General features: G+C 71.8%; 21 protein-coding genes. 10 read left to right on the top strand and 11 right to left on the bottom strand.

Annotation, left to right across the window (positions count from 1 at the left end; translation table 11 throughout):
• The first annotated feature begins 226 nt into the window (after nucleotides 1-226).
• Both ACFYP4_RS26035 and ACFYP4_RS26040 read left to right on the top strand, forming a co-directional pair.
• Complete coding sequence (locus ACFYP4_RS26035; RefSeq protein ID WP_388788461.1) at nucleotides 227-490, top strand: hypothetical protein; 264 nt, start codon at nucleotides 227-229, stop codon at nucleotides 488-490.
• Nucleotides 491-640: 150 nt separating this feature from the next.
• On the top strand, nucleotides 641-1,117 hold the full coding sequence (locus tag ACFYP4_RS26040) for an MscL family protein (RefSeq protein WP_388788464.1): 477 nt from the start codon (nucleotides 641-643) through the stop codon (nucleotides 1,115-1,117).
• A gap of 148 nt (nucleotides 1,118-1,265) precedes the next feature.
• Here the strand turns inward: ACFYP4_RS26040 and ACFYP4_RS26045 are convergent, their stop codons facing one another.
• Nucleotides 1,266-1,448: a hypothetical protein gene (locus ACFYP4_RS26045; RefSeq protein WP_358850027.1), complete on the bottom strand. Its 183-nt coding sequence runs from the start codon at nucleotides 1,446-1,448 to the stop codon at nucleotides 1,266-1,268.
• A 124-nt stretch (nucleotides 1,449-1,572) separates the two neighbouring features.
• Between ACFYP4_RS26045 and ACFYP4_RS26050 the strand changes: the two genes are divergently transcribed.
• Together ACFYP4_RS26050 and ACFYP4_RS26055 are read left to right on the top strand one after the other, a co-directional pair.
• A complete protein-coding gene (locus tag ACFYP4_RS26050; protein WP_388788468.1) occupies nucleotides 1,573-2,895 on the top strand; it encodes a low temperature requirement protein A in 1,323 nt (440 codons plus the stop codon).
• An 86-nt stretch (nucleotides 2,896-2,981) separates the two neighbouring features.
• Nucleotides 2,982-4,010: a P1 family peptidase gene (locus ACFYP4_RS26055; RefSeq protein WP_358850025.1), complete on the top strand. Its 1,029-nt coding sequence runs from the start codon at nucleotides 2,982-2,984 to the stop codon at nucleotides 4,008-4,010.
• A 183-nt stretch (nucleotides 4,011-4,193) separates the two neighbouring features.
• Here the strand turns inward: ACFYP4_RS26055 and ACFYP4_RS26060 are convergent, their stop codons facing one another.
• Complete coding sequence (locus ACFYP4_RS26060; protein ID WP_358850024.1) at nucleotides 4,194-4,535, bottom strand: beta/gamma crystallin domain-containing protein; 342 nt, start codon at nucleotides 4,533-4,535, stop codon at nucleotides 4,194-4,196.
• Between the two features lie 254 nt (nucleotides 4,536-4,789).
• Here ACFYP4_RS26060 and ACFYP4_RS26065 point away from each other — a divergent pair, with 254 nt between their 5' ends.
• Both ACFYP4_RS26065 and ACFYP4_RS26070 read left to right on the top strand, forming a co-directional pair.
• Nucleotides 4,790-6,010 carry an Ig-like domain-containing protein gene (locus tag ACFYP4_RS26065; protein ID WP_358850023.1) on the top strand — a complete coding sequence of 407 codons (1,221 nt, stop codon included), beginning with the start codon at nucleotides 4,790-4,792 and terminating at the stop codon, nucleotides 6,008-6,010.
• Nucleotides 6,011-6,167: 157 nt separating this feature from the next.
• Nucleotides 6,168-6,920, top strand: a complete 753-nt coding sequence (locus ACFYP4_RS26070; protein ID WP_358850022.1) for a DUF6227 family protein — start codon at nucleotides 6,168-6,170, stop codon at nucleotides 6,918-6,920.
• Nucleotides 6,921-6,959: 39 nt separating this feature from the next.
• On the opposite strand, the gene ACFYP4_RS26075 is transcribed toward ACFYP4_RS26070, so the two are convergent.
• The 5 genes from ACFYP4_RS26075 to ACFYP4_RS26095 form a co-directional block, all read right to left on the bottom strand.
• Entirely contained in the window at nucleotides 6,960-7,217 is a 258-nt protein-coding gene (locus ACFYP4_RS26075) for a hypothetical protein (RefSeq protein WP_358850021.1), read from the bottom strand.
• Nucleotides 7,218-7,347: 130 nt separating this feature from the next.
• Complete coding sequence (locus ACFYP4_RS26080) at nucleotides 7,348-9,540, bottom strand: fructose-specific PTS transporter subunit EIIC (protein WP_358850020.1); 2,193 nt, start codon at nucleotides 9,538-9,540, stop codon at nucleotides 7,348-7,350.
• 169 nt (nucleotides 9,541-9,709) lie between these two features.
• Entirely contained in the window at nucleotides 9,710-10,663 is a 954-nt protein-coding gene (gene pfkB, locus ACFYP4_RS26085; RefSeq protein ID WP_358850019.1) for a 1-phosphofructokinase, read from the bottom strand.
• Nucleotides 10,664-10,675: 12 nt separating this feature from the next.
• Nucleotides 10,676-11,437 (bottom strand): DeoR/GlpR family DNA-binding transcription regulator, encoded by a 762-nt coding sequence (locus ACFYP4_RS26090; protein WP_358850018.1) that lies wholly within the window; start codon nucleotides 11,435-11,437, stop codon nucleotides 10,676-10,678.
• A 195-nt stretch (nucleotides 11,438-11,632) separates the two neighbouring features.
• Nucleotides 11,633-13,162 carry an MFS transporter gene (locus ACFYP4_RS26095; protein WP_388788475.1) on the bottom strand — a complete coding sequence of 510 codons (1,530 nt, stop codon included), beginning with the start codon at nucleotides 13,160-13,162 and terminating at the stop codon, nucleotides 11,633-11,635.
• Between the two features lie 88 nt (nucleotides 13,163-13,250).
• Here ACFYP4_RS26095 and ACFYP4_RS26100 point away from each other — a divergent pair, with 88 nt between their 5' ends.
• Nucleotides 13,251-14,243, top strand: a complete 993-nt coding sequence (locus ACFYP4_RS26100) for a YafY family protein (RefSeq protein WP_358850016.1) — start codon at nucleotides 13,251-13,253, stop codon at nucleotides 14,241-14,243.
• Between the two features lie 317 nt (nucleotides 14,244-14,560).
• Here ACFYP4_RS26100 and ACFYP4_RS26105 read toward each other — a convergent pair whose 3' ends face one another.
• Nucleotides 14,561-15,559, bottom strand: a complete 999-nt coding sequence (locus tag ACFYP4_RS26105) for a sigma-70 family RNA polymerase sigma factor (protein WP_358850015.1) — start codon at nucleotides 15,557-15,559, stop codon at nucleotides 14,561-14,563.
• A gap of 169 nt (nucleotides 15,560-15,728) precedes the next feature.
• Between ACFYP4_RS26105 and ACFYP4_RS26110 the strand changes: the two genes are divergently transcribed.
• Nucleotides 15,729-16,247, top strand: coding sequence for an N-acetyltransferase family protein (locus tag ACFYP4_RS26110; protein WP_358850014.1), 519 nt, complete (start codon nucleotides 15,729-15,731; stop codon nucleotides 16,245-16,247).
• A gap of 140 nt (nucleotides 16,248-16,387) precedes the next feature.
• On the opposite strand, the gene ACFYP4_RS26115 is transcribed toward ACFYP4_RS26110, so the two are convergent.
• Nucleotides 16,388-17,185 carry a class III extradiol ring-cleavage dioxygenase gene (locus ACFYP4_RS26115; protein WP_358850013.1) on the bottom strand — a complete coding sequence of 266 codons (798 nt, stop codon included), beginning with the start codon at nucleotides 17,183-17,185 and terminating at the stop codon, nucleotides 16,388-16,390.
• 161 nt (nucleotides 17,186-17,346) lie between these two features.
• On the opposite strand from ACFYP4_RS26115, the gene ACFYP4_RS26120 reads away from it, so the two are divergent.
• Complete coding sequence (locus ACFYP4_RS26120; protein WP_358850012.1) at nucleotides 17,347-17,850, top strand: MarR family transcriptional regulator; 504 nt, start codon at nucleotides 17,347-17,349, stop codon at nucleotides 17,848-17,850.
• Between the two features lie 246 nt (nucleotides 17,851-18,096).
• On the opposite strand, the gene ACFYP4_RS26125 is transcribed toward ACFYP4_RS26120, so the two are convergent.
• Nucleotides 18,097-19,644: an MFS transporter gene (locus ACFYP4_RS26125; RefSeq protein WP_358850011.1), complete on the bottom strand. Its 1,548-nt coding sequence runs from the start codon at nucleotides 19,642-19,644 to the stop codon at nucleotides 18,097-18,099.
• A 185-nt stretch (nucleotides 19,645-19,829) separates the two neighbouring features.
• Complete coding sequence (locus ACFYP4_RS26130; RefSeq protein WP_358850010.1) at nucleotides 19,830-20,474, bottom strand: helix-turn-helix domain-containing protein; 645 nt, start codon at nucleotides 20,472-20,474, stop codon at nucleotides 19,830-19,832.
• Between the two features lie 557 nt (nucleotides 20,475-21,031).
• On the opposite strand from ACFYP4_RS26130, the gene ACFYP4_RS26135 reads away from it, so the two are divergent.
• Entirely contained in the window at nucleotides 21,032-22,306 is a 1,275-nt protein-coding gene (locus ACFYP4_RS26135; RefSeq protein WP_358850009.1) for a M6 family metalloprotease domain-containing protein, read from the top strand.
• Nucleotides 22,307-22,323 lie beyond the last annotated feature (17 nt).

Genomic DNA, 22,323 nt, shown 5'->3' on the forward strand with positions numbered 1-22,323 from the left:
GCCTCCCCCGTGCGAGGTGCCGCTCTTCGCCCCCGTGCGTGTCGGCGGCGTCCGCCCGCGGGTACGGCGTCTGTTTCGGCACCGGAAGCGGGCCGTGGCCGCGGGCCTCGCGGTCACGGCGGTCGCTCTCGTGACGACCGGCCCCCATGACGCCGAGCGCCCCCGGGGGCATCCGATGGCGGCCTCCCCACCCGCGCCGGCGTCCGCTCCGTTACGCGTGCGGCCCGTGACCGCGCGGGTCACGGCCCCGGTGCGGATCGCCGACGGGGCCACGGTGCGGCTGCTGCGTCCGGGCGACCGGGTCGACGTGGTCGCGGCGGACAGCGGCGGCCGGGCGCGGGTCGTGGCGGCCGGGGCGCGCGTCACCGAGGTGCCGGACGCCGAGGCCACCGAGGCCGGGGCACTGGTCGTCCTGTCGGTCCCGCGAGCCACGGCCACCCGGCTGGCGGGTGCCGGCACGACCGACCGGCTGGCGGTGACGCTGTGCTGACCGGCGGGAAGGCGCTCCCCGGAGCAGGGGTTCCGACCTGCTCCACCGCGCCAGGTCCCACGATCGAGCTACCGCAGTGGGCAGGCCCGGCGCACCCTGACGTAGGTTGCGGAGCTGTTTGTTCCACACCATGTGCAGAGGGGCCGCTCGGTGAGCGAGAAGAAGAAGCCCGGCGTTCTGGAGGGCTTCAAGGCCTTTCTGATGCGGGGGAACGTCATCGACCTGGCCGTCGCGGTCGTCATCGGCGCCGCCTTCACCAACGTCGTCAATCCGGTGGTGAAGGGAGTCATCAACCCACTGGTGGGCGCCTTCGGTACGAAGGACCTCGACAGGTACCACTCGTGCCTGAAGTCGCCCTGCGCGACGGCCGAGGACGGCACTGTCACGAGCGGCATCCCCATCCTGTGGGGCACGGTGCTCAGCGCGACGCTCAGCTTCGTGATCACCGGAGCCGTCGTGTACTTCCTGATGGTCCTGCCCATGTCCAAGTACCTGGCCCGGCAGGAGGCCCGCCGGAAGGCGAGGGAGGACACGCACGAGGTCATGGAAGTGACCGAGCTGGAGGTGCTCAAGGAGATCCGCGACGCGCTGGTGGCACAGCGCGGCCCGGGCCCCGACCGGGCCTAGGACCGGGGGCAGGAGCAGAGGCAGGGGCAGGGGCAGAGGCGGAGGCGGAACCGGAGGCAGCAGCAACAGGACCAAACCCGGGACCGGTACCAGGACCAGGCCCGGGACCGCAGGCAGGCGTGGGACACGCGGGACTCGGGGCGGCGGCTCAGATGTGGTGCGGGGGCTTCTCGTCGAGGAAGCGTTTCAGGTCCGCCGCGCTGTCGCCGCCGCCACTGGGGCGTTCGCCCCACCCGCGGTCCGTGTCGTCCGAGGACTGCCGGTCCAGGGGATCGTCGAAGACCAGCGCGGCCTTGGGGTCGCGCGGCTCGGGTGCGGGGCGGTTACTCATGCCTCCAGAGTACGTGCCCCGGGCACGCCGGTCCCTGGGTCGCGCGGCTCGGGACGACGGCGGACCGAGCGCTCGTGAACGCTTTCACAAGAATTCTCGGCGCGTTTCTGCTGTGCTTGGCCCCATGAACACCAGCACCACTCCCGCATCCGGCCGGGCGGCACGACCAGCAGCCCACCGGCCGCTGCGCAGAATGACCGCCCGGGGCCGCGACGAGTCGCACCGGGTCGCGTCGCCCCTGGAACTCTTCTTCGACCTGTGCTTCGTGGTGGCCATCGCCCAGGCAGGCATCCAGCTGGTCCACGCGGTGGCCGAGGGGCACGCGGGCGAAGGCCTCCTGAACTACGCGATGATCTTCTTCGCGATCTGGTGGGCCTGGATGAACTTCTCCTGGTTCGCCTCGGCTTACGACAACGACGACGTGCTCTACCGGGTCGTCACGCTGGTCCAGATTGCCGGTGTCCTGGTGCTCGCGGCCGGGGTGTCCAAGGCGTTCGACGACCACGACTTCCTGCTCGTCTGGCTCGGTTACGCGATCATGCGGGTCGCGATGACCACGCAATGGCTGCGCGCTGCGCGCTCGGCCCGGGGCCCCGAGAGAACCATGGCGCTGCGGTACGCGGGCGGTGTGCTGCTGTGCCAGGTCGGCTGGCTGGGGCTGCTGGTCCTGCCGGAGCCGGCCCGGCCCTGGGTGTTCCTGGTGATGGCCATCGCCGAACTGTGCGTCCCGCTCTACGCGGAGAGGGAAGTCAGCACGTCCTGGCATCCGCGCCACATCTCCGAGCGGTACGGCCTGTTCACCATCATCGTGCTCGGCGAGACGATCGCCGCGGCCACCGTCGCCGTCAAGTCGGCCGTCGACGAGCACGAGGCCCTGGGTGAGCTGCTGCCGATCGCGGTGGGCGGACTGCTGGTGGTGTTCGCCGCGTGGTGGGTCTACTTCGTGGTGCCGATCCACGGCCATCTGCGGACCAGCGCCCAGGCGTTCGTGTGGGGATACGGCCACTACCTCATCTTCGCGTCCGCCGCCGCGATCGGCGCGGGTCTGGAGGTCGCCGTCGAGCAAGCGGTCGGCGAGGCGCACATCTCGACGCTGTCCGCGTCCGCGGCGGTGACGCTGCCCACGGCGCTGTTCCTCCTGACGGTGTGGGCCCTGCACGCCCGCCACTTCAAGGTGGGCATCGCCCAGCAGCTCGTCCTGCCCGTCTCCGCGCTGCTCGTCATCATGTGCACGTTCCTCGGCCACTGGGCGGTGCTCGCGGCGGGCATCGTGACGGCGCTGACGGTGGCGGTCGGGGTGGCGCTGATGGTCCGGACGGCCGGCCGGGAAAGGGCCACGGCCGAAGCGGAGCAGCGGGCAGCAGACACGTCGAGGGACTCCGAAGGAACGGCTGACGGCACGGAAGGTACGTCGAAGGGCGCTGAAGGAACACCGGGAGGCACCTGAGGAATGCCGGAGGGCACCTGAGGAATGCCGGAGGGCACCGAGGTGCGCCGAAGGGCACTGAAGGGCACTGAAGGAAAACTGGGGGCATGACACTTGACGCTCTGACGGATGTCGCGGGTCTGCGGGTGGGCCACGCGACTCTCACCGGCGACGGAAGACTCACCGGCACGACGGTGGTACTCGCTCCGCCGGGAGGTGCGGTCGCGGCCGTGGACGTGCGCGGCGGCGGACCCGGCACCAAGGAGACCGACGCCCTGGACCCGCGCAACGTGGTGCAGAAGGTCGAGGCGATCGTGCTGACCGGCGGCAGCGCGTACGGACTGGACTCCGCGTCGGGCGTGATGGCCTGGCTGGAGGAACAGGGGCGCGGGGTGCGTGTCGGTCCCGACCCGGCGCACGTGGTGCCGGTCGTGCCCGCCGCCTGCGTCTTCGACCTGGGCCGCGGTGGTGACTTCGGGGCGCGGCCGGACGCGGCCACCGGGCGGGCCGCGGTGGAGGCCGCCGCGGCGAGCGGGCCGGGGGCCCCGGTGCGGGAGGGCTGCGTGGGCGCCGGGACGGGGACGACGGTCGGTCCGGTCAAGGGCGGCGTCGGCACGGCGAGCACCGTGCTCCCCTCGGGCATCACGGTGGCCGCGCTGGTCGTGGCCAACGCGGCAGGTTCAGCCGTGGAGCCGGAGACGGGGGCGCTGTACGGGGAGTTGCTGACCGGACGTGCGGCGTACCCGCCGGCCGAGGTGCACGCGGCGGCCTCGCTGCGCCTGGCCGAGGCCGCCGCGAGGAACGCCCCTCCCCCGCTGAACACGACCCTGGCCGTCGTGGCCACCGACGCCGGACTGACGCGCGCGCAGGCCCAGAAGCTGGCGGGCACCGCGCATGACGGCATCGCGCGCGCCGTCCGGCCGGTGCATCTGCTCAACGACGGGGACACGGTCTTCGCGCTGGCCACGGGAGAGAGGCCGCTCGCCGCCGGACAGCCCCTCGCGCTGAACGAGGTGCTGGCGGCGGGGGCGGACGTGGTCACGCGGGCGATCGTCCGTGCGGTGCGTGCGGCAGGGCCGGTGGACGGGCCGGGCGGGGCGTGGCCGTCGTACGGGGAACTCTACGGGGACCGGTAGCGAAGGCGGCTGGCGGCTGGCGGGAGGCGGGAGGCGGCTGGCGGGTGACGTCATACAGCCGTGTGGGCAACTGCGGCTGCGTCCGGCCGCGCCCCTACCTCCGCGACACGGTGGGTTGGGGAACTGCGTGCCTGCGCCCTCGCTGAAGAGGACCCGCCGTCACCTCGTTCGCGGCGGCGGGTGCTACCAGACCCTGATCTTCGTGATCTTGTGGATGGGCTCGCCGGTGGCCTTCCAGTAGCTCCACTTCTCAAGGGTCGCGCTGGTCGCCGGCGCGCCCAGCCTCGGCACGTACTCCAGCGTGAGCTTGTTGTTACCGGTCCAGATCTGGTCAACGCCGTAGATCGCCACGCTTTCCACGCCCGCGTTGGCGAAGCAGAGGGAGCCGCCCGCGTTGTGGAACGTCAGGTAGCCCGATTCCGTGCAACTGACGCGGTTGATGGCGGACGCCGACGAAGCAGGCAGCACAACGGCCAGGGCTCCGGCCGCCGCGACTACCGCGAGGCGTGTGATGAAGCGCTTCACTGGTGAGTTGTTCCTTCCACGGTGGTGTGGTGCCGCCGGGGGCCACAGCGCACGGCGGCATCGCAGGGACGCACGCGCGTCCACTGACCGCAACGTGGGGAGGGGCGCTCCGGTTCACCAAAGAGGCGCTCATTGTCTTGGTTCTGTCACGTGATGGCCCCGAGCGCGGTCGGCGGGAACCCATCGCGGCGTGCGGCGCTCTTTCTCCACGCAACGGAGCGGACCACCCACATCCCACGAACCTGGAGCAGCCCGTGACAACGCCCGACATATCGACGCGGCGCGCAGCGGGGGCCTGTGCCGCCCTGATGGTCGGCGCCCTCACCCTCACCGCCTGCGGTGGAAACGCCAACGCGGACAACAAGGACGGCAAGAACGGCGGGAGTTCGGCGAAATCGTCCACGGCGAAGATCGTCATCTCGGCCAAGGACGGTTCGACGAGCGCGTCGATCAACGCGACCGGGGTCAAGGTCAGCGACGGCAGGCTGACCGACGTGAAGATGACGGTGGCCGGGACCGGGACCGCGGTCCCCGGCTCGCTCTCCGGCAGCGGCAAGGCGTGGAAGCCGAAGGAACAGCTGGAGCGCGGGACGAAGTACCGGATCTCCGCGAAGGCGAAGGACGGCAACGGCCGTACGGCGGCGGCCAATTCCATCTTCACCACCGTCTCCACGGACAACAGCTTCATCGGCACGTACACGCCCGACGGCGGTGCCACGGTCGGGGCCGGCATGCCGGTCTCCTTCACCTTCGACAAGGCGATCAGCGACAGGAAGGCCGTGCAGTCGCACATCACGGTGCGGTCCTCCAGCGGGCAGCGGGTCGTGGGGCACTGGTTCGGGGCGCAGCGGCTGGACTTCCGGCCTGAGGAGTACTGGAAGGCCGGCTCCAAGGTCACCATGAAGATCGACCTGGACGGCGTGGAGGGCGCGAACGGCGTCTACGGCGTGCAGGACAAGACCGTCACCTTCACGGTTGGCCGCTCACAGGTCTCCACGGTGGACGTCGCGACGCAGAGGATGACGGTGGTGCGCGACGGCAAGACCCTCAAGACGATTCCGATCTCGTCGGGCAGCCCGCAAACCACCACGTACAACGGCCAGATGGTGATCTCCGAGAAGTTCCGGCAGACGCGGATGAACGGGGCGACGGTCGGTCACGGCGGGGAGTACGACATCTCGGACGTGCCGAACGCGATGCGGCTGACGACGTCGGGGACGTTCATCCACGGAAACTACTGGTACAACCGCGGCAATCCGCCCTTCGGCCGGCAGGGCACGAGTCACGGTTGCGTCGGTCTCGCGGACGAGCGGGGGGCGCAGGGCGACACGGTCGCCAAGTGGTTCTTCGACAACTCGCTCGTGGGGGACGTCGTGAAGGTCGTGAACTCGCCCGACAAGGAGGTCGCGCCGGACAACGGACTCAACGGCTGGAACATGGCGTGGAGCGAGTGGACCGCCGGAAGTGCCGTCTGACGAGGGGGTTTTGACCCTGGTGAGGGCCGCGCGGGAACACCCCGCGCGGCCCGCGCGTTTTCTGTCCGTAGGTTTTCTCGGTTCGCGGACATGATGTCCGACCGAGGGGCTACGGTATGCACCCACAAGGTGACATGCAGCAACGCCGGGAGAAGCCTTGAGCGTTCCGTACGAGGCAGCAGCGTACGAGCCAGCCGAGTCGCCCGAGTCTCCGGAGGAGCATCTCGCGCGACTGCTCGGCCGTGCTCTCAACTCCTTCGAGTTGCCGGACGAGGTGATACGGCAGCTCGACTGCGCCCTGGCGCACGACAGCTCACTGCACTCCGCGCATCACAGCGCGGGGCTGCACCGGGAGACGTACCGGCACACGTGGCTGCTCGCCGACGGGTCGGCGGTCACCCTGTGGGAGCTGGTCCACAACCCCACCCCGGGCAGCGAGGCCCAGCACGAGGTGTACGCGGACGAGGAGGAGCTGCGGGCGGCGACGTCCCGGTTACCGCTGCCGGCGGACGCGCCGGACTTCGAACTGCCCGTGCTGGTGCAGCTGTCACCGGTTCTCGATCCGGGCCACACGTACGTCCCCGACGACTCGGCGGATCACGCGCGCCGGCTCCTGCGGCGCGCGGAGAACGCGGACGGGCCGGACGCCGACCTGACCGGGCTGCTGCTGCGCGAGGCCTGCGCGCACCAGATCATCCAGGCCTTCGGGCGCCCCGGCCGCGCGGGCCGGACGCCTGGGCTGTGCTTCTCGCTCTACGAGCACGCGTTCCTGTTGCGCGACGGGCGCGAGATCTCCCTCTGGGAGGTCGAGCACACGGCGACGCCGGACCGGCGGCACATGTGCGAGGTGTACGCGACGGAGGCCGCGGCCCGCGAGGCGATGGAGCGCCGCGCGGCCCGTCTCGGCTGACGCCGACCACACCGGCCCACCCCGACGAGACGGGCAGCCTCAAGACCGGGTGTCGCTGAACTGCCGTGCCAGGCAGGCGAACGCGGCGCGCTCCTGCGGGGTCAGTTCCACGGAGTCCGTGCCCGGGCCGGACTGCCGCTGGCAGGGCACCGCACCGAGTGTGCTGCCCGGTTGCCGCACCGCCGCCCCGGGACGGCTCCGGCGCAGCAGGCGCACGAGGCCGACGACCCGGATGACGGTCGCCAGGGCGAGGACGCTCGCGCCGGTCAGCTGAAGGATCGACACATGCTCAGGCATGCGTTCCAGTAGACACCACGGTCCGGGACGTTGGTCCCGGACCGTGACGCATCTCGCAGATGCGGTGAACGGCTCACAGCCGCCCTAAAGGGGCATGTACGCGGCCCCGGTTCGCCCCAGGTTCGGCGGCTCAGGCCGCGACCGGCTCCTTGGTGCCGGCCCCGGCCGGGGCGGCGGTGCCGGTCGCCTCCGCTCCCCCGCCCTCGGGCGTCTGCCGGCGCAGGCCCTTGAGGACGACCACGACGGCGGTGGTGACGCACACGCCCGCGGCGATGGCGACGAGGTAGAGGAACGGGTTGCCGATCAGCGGGACGACGAAGATGCCGCCGTGCGGGGCGCGCAGCGTGGCGCCGAAGGCCATCGACAGGGCACCGGTGACCGCGCCTCCCGCCATCGAGGCCGGGATGACGCGCAGCGGGTCCGCCGCGGCGAAGGGGATGGCGCCCTCGGAGATGAAGGAGGCACCGAGCACCCAGGCCGCCTTGCCGTTCTCCCGCTCGGTCGGCGTGAACAGCTTGCCGCGCACGGTCGTCGCGAGTGCCATCGCCAGCGGCGGGACCATGCCGGCCGCCATCACCGCGGCCATGATCTTCATGGCGGAGTCGCCGGGGCTCGCGACCGCGATACCGGCGGTGGCGAAGGTGTAGGCGACCTTGTTGACGGGGCCGCCGAGGTCGAAGCACATCATCAGGCCGAGGAGCGCGCCGAGCAGGACGGCGTTGGTGCCGGTGAGCCCGTTCAGCCAGTCGGTCATGCCCTTCTGGGCCGAGGCGATGGGCTTGCCGATCACCACGAACATCAGGAACCCGACGATCGCCGAGGAGATCAGCGGGATCACCACCACCGGCATGATGCCGCGCAGCGCCGCGGGGATCCGCACCCGCTGGATGCCGATCACCACGCCACCGGCGATGAGACCGGCGGCCAGACCGCCGAGGAAGCCCGCGTTGATGGTGAGCGAGATCGCGCCGCCGACGAAGCCGGGGACGAGTCCGGGCCGGTCCGCCATGCCGTACGCGATGTAGCCGGCCAGCACCGGGACGAGGAAGCCGAAGGCCACGGCGCCGATCTGGAAGAACAGCGCGCCCCAGCTGTCCGCCTGCATCCACATGAAGTGGTCCATGACGGAAGGTGCCTTGTTGACCTTGTAGCCACCGATCGCGAATCCGAGGGCGATCAGCAGACCACCCGCGGCGACGAACGGCACCATGTAACTCACGCCGCTCATCAGCCACTTGCGCAGCCTGGTGCCGTAGCCCTCGCCGGAATCGCCGGCGCGGTCCACCGGCGTACCGGGGGCGGAGCCCGCGGTGACCTCGCCGCGTGCGGCCTTGCCGCGGACCTCGGAGATCAGCTCGGCGGGCCGGTTGATGCCCGCCTTCACGCCGACGTCGACGGTCGGTTTCCCGGCGAACCGGTCCTTGTCGCGTACGGGCACGTCGTGCGCGAAGATCACGCCGTCCGCCGCCGCGACGACCGCCGGGTCGAGCCGGGTGAACCCGGCCGAGCCCTGGGTCTCGACGGTGATCTCGACGTCGCCCGCCGCGCGTCCCGCGTTCTCCAGCGACTCGGCCGCCATGTAGGTGTGCGCGATGCCCGTGGGGCAGGAGGTGACGGCGACGATCCGGAACGGCCGCGCCGCCTCGGTCCTTCCGGGGCCCTCGTCGCGGGGGGCGCCCGGTGCCGGGGCGGGTCCGTCCTGGACGGTCGCACCCGGCACCGGGGCCGGACCGCCCGCGGCGGCGTCGGCGGAGGCCGCCGCGTTCGACGCCGCCGCGGAGTCGTGGGGGACGGGGGTGGCGGGAGTGGCGGAGGTGGCCGCCGCGTTCGACGCCGCCGGGGAGTCGTCCGGAGCGGGGGTGGCGGGAGTGGCCGCCGGGGGCTCGGCCCCGCCGACGAGCGCGGCCGCGGCCCCGGCGTCGGTCGCGGCGCGCAGCGCGGACGTGAACTCCTCGTTCATCAGCCGGCGGGCCAGTGAGGACAGGATCGCGAGGTGGGCGTCGTCCGCGCCCGCCGGGGCGGCGATCAGGAAGATCAGGTCGGCGGGCCCGTCCGGGGCGCCGAAGTCGATCCCCGCGGTGCTGCGCCCGAAGGCCAGCGTCGGCTCGGTGACGTGCGCGCTCCGGCAGTGCGGGATGCCGATGCCGCCGTCGAGGCCGGTCGGCATCTGCGCCTCGCGGGCCGCCACGTCGGCGAGGAAGCCGTCGAGGTCGGTGACCCGGCCGAGGGTCACCATGCGCTCGGCGAGGGCGCGGGCCGCCGCCTCTTTGGTATCGGCGGACAGGTCGAGGTCGACCAGGTCCGCGGTGATCATCTCGCTCATCGCGGGCTCCTTCGCACGCGTATCGCCCGTGGGGAACGGAGGGCGGGGGTGGGGACGGGGATGCCGCCCTCGGGGAGGAGGGCGGGGCAGGCGGGGGCGGCTGCGGCGGGGAGGGGGAGGCCCCGCCGCGTCAGTGCCTGCCCCGAGGGGACGGTTGCGGGAGCGGGCGTCATGACACCGGCTCCGTCAGTACGCGGTCCACGGGGACCTCCGTCGTGACGGTCACGGCGGAGGGGTCGAGGTCGGCGGGGCCCGGCATGACGCTGCCGGGCAGCCGCACGGCGGCGGCGCCGTGGGCGACGGCGGAGGCGAGTGCGTCGGGTCCGCTGCCGCCGGCGATCAGGAAGCCCGCCAGCGAGGAGTCACCGGCGCCCACGTTGCTGCGTACGGCGTCGACGTGCGCGCTGGCGAACCAGGCACCCGACGCGTCCACGAGCAGTTGCCCGTCCGCGCCGAGGCTGGCCAGGACGGCACCGGCGCCCAGCTCGCGCAGTTCCTCGGCGGCCTTGACCGCGTCGCCGACGGTGGCCAGCGGGCGCCCGACGGCCTCCGCGAGCTCCGCGGCGTTCGGTTTCACGACGTCGGGCCGCTCGCGCAGCGCCGCGAGCAGCGCCGGCCCCGAGGTGTCCAGCGCGATGCGGGCGCCGGCCGCGTGGGCGCGGGCGACGAGGTCGGCGTACCAGGAAGGGCCCAGTCCGCGCGGCAGGCTGCCGCAGCAGGTGATCCAGTCCGTCTCGCCGGGGCGGTACTGCTCGCGGACGGTGTCCAGGAGCGACTCGGCCTCGGCGGGCGAGAGTTCGGGTCCGGGTGCGTTGATCTTCGTGAGGGTGCCGTCCGGTTCGGCGACCGAGATGTTGGAGCGGGTCGCGCCGGCCACCGGGACGGGCGCGACGTCGATGCCCTGGGCGTCGAGCAGGTGGGCGACGAGGGCGCCGGGTGCTCCGCCGAGGGGCAGCACGGCCACGGTGCGCCGCCCGGCCGCGGCGACCGCGCGCGACACGTTGACCCCCTTGCCGCCCGGGTCCATCCGCTCGCCGGTGGCCCGGATGACCTCACCGCGGTCGAGGGACGGAACCTCGTACGTACGGTCGAGGGAGGGGTTGGGGGTGACGGTGAGGATCATGCCCGCTCGTTTCTAGACACACTGCACTTCGGTGCCGCCGCGCTCGACGGCGGCGACGTCTTCCGGGCTCAGCCCGCTGTCGGTGATCAGCAGGTCCACGTCGCCGAGGTCACCGAACCGCGCGAAGTGCTCCTGGCCGTGCTTGGAGGAGTCGGCGAGCAGCACCACCCGGCGCGCGGCGCGGACGGCCGCGCGCTTGACGGCGGCCTCGGCGAGGTCGGGAGTGGTGAGTCCGTGCTCGGGCGAGAAGCCGTTGGCCGCGATGAACACGACGTCGGCGCGGATCTCGCCGTACGCCCGCAGCGCCCAGGCGTCGACGGCGGCGCGGGTCCGGTGCCGCACGCGGCCTCCGACGAGGTGGAGCTGGATGCCGGGGTGGTCCGCGAGGCGGGCCGCGATCGGCAGGCTGTGTGTGACGGCGGTGAGCGTCGACTCCAGCGGGAGGCTGCCGGCGAGCCGGGCGACCGTGCTGCCCGCGTCGAGGATCATCGTGCCCTCGCCCGGCAGTTCGGCCAGCGCCGCGCGGGCGATGCGGTCCTTCTCGTCGGCGGCGGTGGACTCGCGTTCGGCGAGGTCGGGCTCGAAGTCGAGGCGGCCCGCCGGGATCGCGCCGCCGTGCACCCGGCGCAGCAGTCCCGCGCGGTCGAGGGCCTTGAGGTCCCGGCGGATGGTCTCCGCGGTGACCTGGAACTCCTCGGCCAGTGACGGGACGTCGACCCGGCCGCCGTCACGGGCGAGCCGCAGGATCTCCTGCTGCCGTTCCGGTGCGTACATATCCGTTCGCCTCCGCCTGATGCCCGAACTTGTTGTTCTTGAGGGGAGGCTACGACCGATTTCCGAGAATGTAAACAGGTTCGGGCCCCATTCGGGCATGAACGGACTCACGAGGGTGTGGGCCGACGCGGGTCCGGGGCACGGAGAAGGGGCCCGCACCTGAGGTGCCGGGCCCCCTCTCCGCTCATCCGTGGCTCACGGAACCAGCACCGGCTCCCGCTCCGTCCCGGCCGCGCCGCTCGTCCCGGCCGTCTCGGCAGCCCCCTCCACATGCTGCGCGGGCCGCTTGGGCAGCGCGAACATCAGCAGGAAGATGGCGCCCATCACCGCGGCGACCCACACCAGCGCGTGCTGGAAGCCGTTCACGAACGCCGGTCCCACCTCCGCCGGGGCCAGCCGGTCGCTCATCGTGCCGAAGAAGACCACGGACACCAGCCCGAGACCGAGCGCGTTGCCCATCTGCTGCACGGTGTTGATGAGCCCGGACGCCGACCCCGCGTGCTCGCGCGGGACCTCCGACAGCACCGCGTCCGTCAGCGGGGCCACGATGAAGCCCATCCCCGCACCCATCACCACGAGCGGCAGCGCCATCTGCCAGGAGGCGATGGAGGCGCCGTACCGCTCGGACTCCCAGATGTAGAGCAGCACGCCGAGCCCCATGATCAGCGCGCCGCCCTGGAGCACCTTGCGTCCGAAGCGCGGGACCAGCAGCTGCACCGACATCCCGGCCGCCGCCGACACCGCGATGGAGAACGGCACCCCGGTCAGACCCGCCCGCAGTGCGCTCCAGCCCAGCCCGACCTGCATGTACAGCGTCCACACCAGGAAGAAGATGCCGAGGGCCACCCCGAAGACGGTCTGCACGGCGATGCCCGCGGCGAAGCTCTTCACCTTGAACAGCGACAGCTCGACCAGCGGCGAACCGTCCTGCTGCGCCTTGCGCCTCTCGTACGCCACCAGCGCCGCGAAGACACCGAACGCGCCCGCCATCGAGACGTAACCCCACAGCGGCCAGCCCAGCTCGCGGCCCCGGGTGAGCGGGTAGAGGAGCATCAGCAGGCCCAGCGTCACCAGGGCCACGCCGACCAGGTCGAGCCGCAGCGCCCGCGGGGCCTTGGACTCGGTGATGAACTTCCGGCCCAGGATCAGCCCGGCCACGCCGACCGGCAGGTTGATGAGGAAGATCGGCCGCCACTCCAGACCGAACAGGTTCCACTCCGTGAGCAGCGCGCCGAGAATCGGACCGGACACGGCACCCAGGCCCACGACCGCGCCGAAGAGCCCGAACACCTTGCCCCGCTCGTGCGCCGGGAAGGTCGCGTGGACGATCGACAGCACCTGCGGCACCATCAGCGCGGCCATCGCGCCCTGCAGGATCCGCGAGGCGACGAGCATCTCCGGGTTCGCGGCGAAGCCGCACAGCGCGGAGGCCAGCGTGAAGCCGCCGATGCCGAGGAGGAAGATTTGCTTGCGCCCGTGGATGTCACCGAGCCGCCCCCCGGTGATGAGCCCCGCGGCGAAGGCCAGCGCGTAGCCCGCGGTGATCCACTGGATCTGGCTGAACGTCGCGCCCTCGTCCCGCTGGATCGACGGGATCGCGATGTTGACGATCGTCACGTCGACCAGATCCATGAAGGCCGCGGTCATCACGATCGCGAGGGCGAACCAGCGCCGCCGGTCGGCTCCGGGAGCCGGATTGCTGAGAGGGGTCTCGGTGGAGGTCATGCGACAAAGCTATGACCTCACTAGGTCAGATCGTGTCCTAGATCTGCGGCAGTCTGGAGGACATGACGCCCCGGACCGAGGAGACACCATGACGACCGACACCCCGGCGCGGCTCCTGCAGCTCCTCTCGCTCCTCCAGACGCCGCGCGAGTGGCCGGGCGGCGAACTGTCCGACCGGCTCGGGGTGTCCCGTCGTACCGTCCGCCGCGACATCGACCGGCTCCGCGAGCTGGGCTATCCCGTGCGGGCGAGCAAGGGCACCGACGGCGGGTACCGGCTGGTCGCGGGGAAGGCGATGCCGCCCCTCGTGCTCGACGACGAGGAGGCCGTCGCCATCGCGGTGGGCCTGCGGGCCGGGGCCGGGCACGCCGTCGAGGGCGTGGAGGAGGCCTCCGTACGCGCCCTGGCCAAGCTGGAGCAGGTGCTGCCGTCGCGGCTGCGGCACCGCGTGTCCGTCCTCCAGACGGCCACCATGCCGCTGACCAGCGGGGACGGCGCGACCATCGCGCCCGAGACGCTGACCGTGATGGCCTCGACGGTGGCGGGCCGCGAGCGGCTGCGGTTCGCGTACCGCTCCGGGGACGGGACTCCCTCCCGGCGCCTGACCGAGCCGTACCGGCTCGTCTCGACCGGGCGCCGCTGGTACCTCGTCGCCTACGACCTCGACCGCGAGGACTGGCGCACCTTCCGCGTCGACCGGGTCGCCGAGCCTCTCGCGACGGGGGCGCGGTTCACCCCGCGCGAACTGCCGACGGGGAGCGCGGCGGAGTACCTGCGGCAGTCCATGTACCGGCGGCAGGAGACGTACGCGTTCGAGGTGACCTTCGCCGCGCCCGCCGAGTTCGTCGCCGCGCGGCTGCCGGCCTGGCTGGGCGCGCCCGAGCCGATCGACGACCGCAGCTGCCGGCTGCGCGCCCGCGCCGGCGACTCCGTGGAGTGGCTGGCTGTGCGGCTCGCGATGGTGGACTGCGAGTTCACGGTGCGGGAACCGGCGGAGCTGGTCGGATACCTGCGGAACCTGGGCGGACGCCTGACCCGTGCGGCGGGCGGCGCCCAGGACGACACCCTCGCCGCACCCTGACGCCGTGGTCTCCGCCTGGCCGGGACGGTCGGTCGCCCTCACCGCACCCTGTCCCCACAAGAGAGCCGAGCCCCGGCGCCAGGGGGGGGAGGCGCCGGAGCTCGGCCCGGGCGAGTCCCGGCGCCGGGGGGGAGTGCGTCGGGACTCGGCTTGTGGGTGGTGGACGAACCGCCGGGCGAGACGCCCCGCGACTCGGGCCCCTGGGGACCCGGGCCGCGAGACCCGGGCCCGATGTCCGGGCCCTGAGGTCTTGTGCCCCGCCTTCGGCCTTTTGAAGCGGCCTTACCAGGCCATGTACGCCGGACGGGTGTGCGGCGTCACGCGGCCGCGTCGAAACCGGTGTCACGCGCCAGCTTCTTCAGCTCCATCAGGGCGTGCTTCTCGATCTGCCTGATCCGCTCACGGGTCAGGCCGTGCTCCTTGCCGACCTCGGTGAGCGTGCGCTCCCGGCCGTCCTCGATTCCGTAGCGCATCTTGATGATGGAGGCCGTGCGCTGGTCGAGACGGCCGATCAGGTCGTCCAGCTCCTCGCTGCGCAGCAGGGTGAGGACGGACTGCTCCGGCGAGACCGCCGAGGTGTCCTCGAGCAGGTCGCCGAACTGGGTCTCGCCCGCGTCGTCCACCGCCATGTTCAGCGAGACCGGGTCGCGGGCCCAGTCGAGGACGTCGGTGACGCGCTCCGGGTTCGAGCCGAGCTCGGCGGCGATCTCGGTGGGCTCCGGTTCGCGGCCGTGCTCGCGGTTGAACTCGCGCTGCACGCGGCGGATGCGGCCCAGCTCCTCGACCAGGTGGACGGGCAGCCGGATCGTGCGCGACTGGTCCGCGATCGAGCGCGTGATCGCCTGGCGGATCCACCAGGTGGCGTACGTCGAGAACTTGAAGCCCTTGCGGTAGTCGAACTTCTCGACGGCGCGGACCAGGCCCGCGTTGCCCTCCTGGATCAGGTCGAGCAGGGGGAGGCCGCTGCGCGGATAGCGCCGGGCCACGGCGACGACCAGCCGCAGATTCGAACGGATGAAGACGTCCTTGGCCCGCTCGGCGTCGGCGACCAGCGCCTCCAACTCCTCACGGGTCGCGTCCGCACCGGCGTCGTCGACCTCTCCCTGGAGGATCTGCTGTGCGAACACGCCCGCCTCGATGACCTGGGACAGCTCGACTTCCTTGGCGGCGTCGAGCAGAGGCGTGCGCGCGATCTCGTCGAGATACATGCCGACCAGGTCGCGATCGGCGATCTCGCCGCCTACGGCGCGCACACTGCTTGCCGCGTCGGTCTCGCCGGTGGCGGACTTACGACGGGCGACGGCACGGGTTGCCATGCGTGCTCCCTTGCGGTGGTGGGCTGGCGGTCGTCCTGGACACTCGATTCACCCTCCCGGGTGCCCTGCATCCGATGGAAACAACGACTGGAATCCGGACAGAATTCCCGAGCGGCCCCTGGATTTTCGTGATCATGCAGTACCCTGTGCCGCCACAAAGGGAGGCCGGATGGGGTCGGAACACGCAGAGGTGCAGGTCAGACCAGGAGTCGAGCGGGACCTCGAAGCCCTCACCGACCTCTACAACCACTACGTACGCGAAACCCCGATCACCTTCGACACCGTCCCCTTCACCGCGGAGGAGCGCCGCCCCTGGCTGCTCTCCCACCCGGTAGACGGCCCGCACCGCCTGATGGTTGCCACGGCCGCCGACTCGCAGCGGATTCTGGGATACGCCACGTCCAGCCCCTTCCGCCCCAAGCCCGCGTACGCCACGTCGGTGGAGGTGACCGTCTACCTCGCCCCCGGCGCCGGCGGCCGCGGCATCGGCACCCTTCTCTACAAGACGCTGTTCGAGTCCCTCGCCGGCGAGGATGTACACCGCGCGTTCGCGGGCGTCGCCCAGCCCAACGAGGCGTCCGTGCGGCTGCACGAACGCTTCGGGTTCCGGCACGTCGGCACGTACCGGGAGGTGGGCCGCAAGTTCGGCCGCTACTGGGACGTCGCCTGGTACGAGAAGGAACTCTGACTCCGAGCCGGACCGGCCGTCCCGGCGCCCCACGCCCCGGTCAGCCGATCCGCGTCCCGGTCGGCCGATCCGCGTCCCGGTCGGCCGGTCCGTGTCCCGGTCAGCCGGTCTGCGCGCCAGTCGGCGGCTCGGCGTCCCGGTCAGCCGATCTGCACCGACCGTTTGGCGAGTCCCAGCCAGAAACCGTCGATCACCGTGCGCTGCGAGTCCAGCTCCTCGTGGGCCGCGCCCAGGGTGACGAACAGGGGTGCGAAGTGCTCGGTGCGGGGGTGCGCCAGCCGGCCCGCCGGGGCCTTGTTCTCGAAGTCGAGCAGGGCGTCCAGGTCCCGCGCGTCGAGGGCACGCCGTCCCCAGTCGTCGAACTCGGCCATCACCGAGGACACCCGGCCCTCGGGACTGAGCGCCCGCAGGTTGTGCGTGAAGAACCCGGAGCCCACGATCAGCACGCCCTCGTCGCGCAGCGGCGCCAGCTTGCGGCCGATCTCCAGCAGCGCGACCGGGTCGAGCGTGGGCATGGAGATCTGGAGCACGGGGATGTCGGCTTCGGGGAACATCTCCACGAGCGGCACGTACGCGCCGTGGTCCAGGCCGCGGTCGGGGATGTCCTGGACCGGTGTGCCGGGGGCGCGCAGCAGCTTGCGCACGGACTCGGCGAGCTCCGGGGCGCCCGGGGCCGCGTACCGCACCCGGTAGTAGTGCTCGGGGAAGCCCCAGAAGTCGTGGACCAGCGGCACGGTCTCCACCGCGCCGAGGGCGAGCGGGGCCTCCTCCCAGTGGGCGGAGACCATCAGGATCGCCTTCGGCCGCGGCAGTCCCGCGGACCAGGCGGCGAGCTGGCCGGGCCAGACGGGGTCGTCGGCGAGGGGCGGTGCGCCGTGGCTCAGGTAGAGGGCGGGCATGCGCTCGCGCGTGACGCGCTCCTCGGCGGTGGCGGACATGACGGCGGCTCCCTCACTGACGACCGACGACCCTCGACTCGGACACTGACGCCCCGGGCACGCGGCTGCCTGCATTCTGGATACTTGAACTCTAAAGCTCTACTCGTAGCGTACCCCCAGTTTGTTTAACCTTCAAGAAGCGACCTCGTACAGTGGAGTACATGAACACGGCACCCGCGGAACAGCCGCGCTGGCTCAGCGACGAGGAACAGCGCATCTGGCGCGCCTACATGCACGCCACGACCCTGCTCGAGGACCATCTCGACCGACAGTTGCAGCGTGACGCGGGCATGCCCCACATCTACTACGGCCTGCTCGTGCAGCTCGCGGAGGCCCCGCGCGGACAGCTGCGGATGACCGAGCTGGCCAGGAACGCGAAGATCACCCGCTCCCGCCTCTCGCACGCCGTCGCGCGGCTGGAGAAGAGCGGCTGGGTGCGGCGCGAGGACTGCCCCTCCGACAAGCGGGGACAGTTCGCGGTACTGACGGACGAGGGCCGCGAGGTGCTGCGGCGCACGGCCCCCGGCCATGTCGCCGCCGTCCGCCAGGCCCTCTTCGACCGGCTCACCCCGGAGCAGCAGAAGTCCCTCGGCGACATCATGCGCATACTCGCCGAGGGGCTGCAGCCGCAGGACGCGGGCGCGGACCTGCCCTGGCTGCGGTAGGGCCCGGCCGGCGCCCGCTCCCCCGGACCACGGTCCCGGCCCACGGGTCCGCCGAGGGTCCGGTTTGGACGCGGGTCCACCGCGGGTCCCGGTCCCGGACGCGGGTCCGCCCCGGTTCCGCTGAGCTCGGAACCGGGGCGGACCCTGGGACTCGTACGGGCGAGGCGTCCCCACCCCCCGCCCGCACGCGAGGCACCGTTGGCCCCCCGGGCGCCTGGGCACCCGGGGGTACGGGGGTACGGGGTGTCAGTGGGCGATGACCGGGACCTTGAGCTCGTCCTCGACGCCCTCGCCCGTTCCGTCGCCGGACAGCACCGTGATGTCGGGGCGGCCGGTGGTGATGAAGGTGACGGCCACCGCCGCGGCGACCACGAGGATGCCGACGGCGAACCAGATCGCGCTGGTGTAGCCGTGCACCTGGCCCTGGAGCTGGACCAGCTGCTGCTGGGACCGCGTGGTGGCACCGGCGACGTGGTCCTTGATGTACGTGGTCGTCGCGGAAGCGGCGATCGTGTTCAGCAGGGCCGTACCGATCGCGCCGCCCACCTGCTGCGAGGTGTTCACCATCGCGGAGGCGACACCGGCGTCACGCGGCTCGACGCCGTGCGTGGACAGCGACATGGCGGGCATGAACGCCGTACCCATACCGAGGCCGAGCAGCACCATCGCCGGCAGGATCGTGCTGGTGTAGGAGGAGCCGATCTCGAGCCGGGTCAGCAGCAGCATGCCGAGCGCGGCGACCAGGAAGCCGGGGCCCATCAGCAGGCGCGGCGCGACCCGGGTCATCAGGCGGGTGCCGATCTGCGTGGAGCCCACCATCATGCCGCCGATCATCGGCAGGAAGGCGAAGCCGGTCCTGACCGGCGAGTAGCCCTTCACGATCTGCAGGTAGTAGGTCAGGAAGAGGAACAGGCCGAACATCGCGATGATCGCGAGACCGAGCGAGAGGTAGACGCCTCCGCGGTTGCGCTCGGTTATGACGCGCAGCGGCAGCAGCGGGGCCTTGACCCTGGACTCGGTGACGACGAACGCGGCGAGCAGCACCACCGAGGCCACGAACAGGCCGACGGTCACGGAGTCGCCCCAGCCGTCGGACTCGGCGCGGGTGAAGGCGTAGACGAGGGTGACCAGACCGAGGACGGAGAGGATGACGCCCGGGATGTCGAGCGGAGAGCGGTTGCGGCCGCCGGCCGGCTCACGGATGACGTAGTACGCGCCCGCGGCGGCGATGATCGCGAACGGGATGTTCACGAAGAACGTCCAGCGCCAGTCCAGGTACTCGGTGAGGACACCGCCGAGGATGAAGCCCACGGCTCCGCCGCCGCCGGCGATCGCACCGTAGATGCCGAACGCCTTCGCGCGCTCCTTGGGCTCGGTGAACATCACCGCGAGCAGGGAGAGCGCGGCGGGCGCGAGGAGTGCGCCGAACGCACCCTGCAGGGCGCGGGCGCCGAGCATCATCGCCTCGTTCGTGGCGGCGCCGCCGAGGGCGGACGCGCCGGCGAAGCCGATCAGGCCGGCGACGAAGGTGCGCTTGCGCCCCCACAGGTCGGCGATGCGGCCGCCGAAGAGCAGCAGACCGCCGAAGGCCAGCGCGTAGGCCGTGATGACCCACTGCCGGTTGCCGTCCGATATCCCCAGGTCCTGCTGGGCCGAGGGCAGCGCGATGTTCACGATGGTCGCGTCGAGGACGACCATCAGCTGGGCGAGCGCGATGAAGCTGAGCGCCTTCCAGCGGTTGGAATGAGCGTCGGCCAGATCCGCCTTGGCGGTGGCCCGGACTGTTTCAGACATGGGGGTACCCATTTCGGTACTTCGAAGCGGAAAAAGGATCAGAAGTCAGAAGTCAGAGTCAGGAGAAAGGAGTCAGGTCGTCGACGGTGACGGCCTGGACGTGATCAGCAGAGTCGGCTCGTCGTAGGTGACCGGCCGGAAGAGCCGTACGGGCAGGGACCGGCGGCGGACGCCGGACTCGTCGGTCAGGCTCGTCGCAGGTCCTCCACGGTCGCGGCGACCCCGGGCAGTACGGAACGGGCCGGGGCCCGCATACCGTCCAGGAACAGCTGCAGATGGCGGTGCACGAACCGGTCGATCCCCTGGCACGCGGTGCCGGGCAACGGCCGGGTGAGCTGGGTCAGGGCGATCATCAGGTCACCGAACTCGACGTCCGGGCGCAGCCGGCCGGCAGCGCGGGCGCGCTCCATGAGCAGCTCGACCAGCTCCGTGATGCGGTCCCGGGCGGCGACCAGGTCCGGGTGGTCCTGGTCGAAGCCCTCGGAGAGCATCGGGCACAGGGCGCCGATGCGCTCGTCGGCGGCGGCGTGCACGAAGCGGCTCAGTGCTTCGAACGCGTCACCGCCCTCGGCGAGGGCACTCTCGATCTGTTCCGACGTGCGGTCCATGACCGAGCAGACGACCTCCCGCACCAGCGCGTCGCGGTCGGGGAAGTTGCGGTACACCGTGGCGTTGCCGACACCGGCCCGGCGGGCGATCTCGTCGAACGGCACGTCCGGGCCGAACTCGACGAACATCTCACGGGCCGCGCCGACGATCCGCTCCCTGTTGCGCAGGGCATCGGCGCGCGGCCTGGACGCTCGGCGCTGCGTGGGGGTGGCGGTCTCCACGGCGTACTCCTTCGGTGGGTCGGATGCGGTCAGTGCGGTCGGATGCTCCGGACGGGTTCCGGAAGCCGCGGTCCGGAGCCGGTTCCGGGCGTCGTGCGGTCCGGAGCAACTTCGGGGCGTGCGTTCCGGAAAGCTCCGGAGGTCGTGCGGTCCGTCGTGACGGGGCGCCGTCACGGTGCGGGTACCCGGTGCGGCGGGATTCCGTCGCGGTCGGGTGGTTCTGCGGTCAGGTGGTTCTGCGGACGTGCGGTGGTGCGGTCCCGGTGCGGCGGGGTTCCGTCGCGGTCCGGGCGGTCCGTCGCGGCGGGGTTCCGTCGCGGCCGGGCCGGTCCGAGGTCGATCCGGGGACCTTTTCCCCGTTTCGGTCGGACACAGGGCTAAACGGGGAAAGGGTCCCCGGTTATTTCCCCGATCGCATGTGACCTGCGTCACACCATCTCGGGACGGGAAACCCACGTTCGGTCTCTTCCAGCGAGCGCCCCCGCACCCCCCGTCCGAGGGTGAGGGCAAGGGTGCAGCCGGAGACCGGCGGCTGCCGGGCAGCGAAGGGCCGATGCATGCAGCCGACCAGCCGTCGGATACGCCCGCGGCGTGCGGCCGCCTTCGCGTCGGTGACCGTCCTCACGCTGGCGGTCAGCACCTCCGCCGGCACCGGGCACCTCACGGCGGGTCCGACGGCGTCGGGCTCCATCGCGCTGGCCCGCTCCACGGCGCTCGGCCCCTGCATGATCAGCGGCGCCGTCGGCGTCCAGATGTCGGAAGGCATACCCACCCCGCCCGGCTACGCCCGCTCCACCGGCACCGTGCGGGCCCTCAACCTGATGGTCGACTTCTCCGACGCGCCCGGTCAGGGCAACGCGCTCGACCGCTTGGCGGAGTTCTTCCCGAAGACCCAGGACTGGTTCCGCACGAGTTCGTACGGCCGCCTCGACTACCGCCCGGAGGCCCCCCTCCGGGACTGGCTGCGGATGCCGAGATCCTTCAAGGAGTACGGCATAGAACGCGGCGCCCCCTTCGAGCCCGGCTACCGCGGCCTGGTCCAGGACATCGTGGCCGCCGCCGACCCCAAGGTGGACTTCCGCTCGTACGACATCCTGAACGTGCTGGTCACCCCGAACGCGGGCCCCTCCGCCCTGGACACCGTCCTGTCGGTGACCTTCGCGGGAAACGCGGAGGCCCCCGTCGCCGACGGCGTCCCGGTCGCCAACGCCTCCTTCGTCTACAGCCGCCAGGACGACGGCTCCGGCTCCTACGGCGACACCGGCTACCGCGTCCTGCCGCACGAGAACGGCCACACCTTCGGCCTGCCCGACCTCTACACCCAGGACGGCGGCGGCGCGGTCGGCCACTGGGACATCATGAGCGAGGACTGGGGCGCCGACAACGACCTGCTCGGCTGGCACAAGTGGAAGCTCGGCTGGCTCGACGAGTCCCAGGTCCGCTGCGCCGCCACGCCCGGCACCAGCGAGTACCTGCTGACGCCGCTCGCCGAGCCCGACGGCACCAAACTCGTCTTCGTCCCCCTCGGCACGAAGACCGGGTACGCGCTGGAACTGCGCACCCGCGCGGGCAACGACGACACCGTCTGCCGCCCCGGCATCCTCATCTACAAGGTCGACGCCGACGTGGACACCGGCAACGGACCCGTCAACGTCCTGGACTCCCAGCGCGACAGCGGCGGCTGCACCCGCAGCCCCAATGTCCACGCCGAACTCTCCGACGCGCCCTTCACGCCCGGCGAGTCCTTCCAGGACCCGAAGACGGGCGTCCGCGTCACGGTCGCCGGGGCGGACCCGGCGGGGAACTACCGGGTGTACGTGACACGCCGGTGACGGCATCAGGGGGTGCC

The organism is Streptomyces sp. NPDC005551 (genome assembly GCF_042871785.1).
GTDB lineage: Bacteria > Actinomycetota > Actinomycetes > Streptomycetales > Streptomycetaceae > Streptomyces.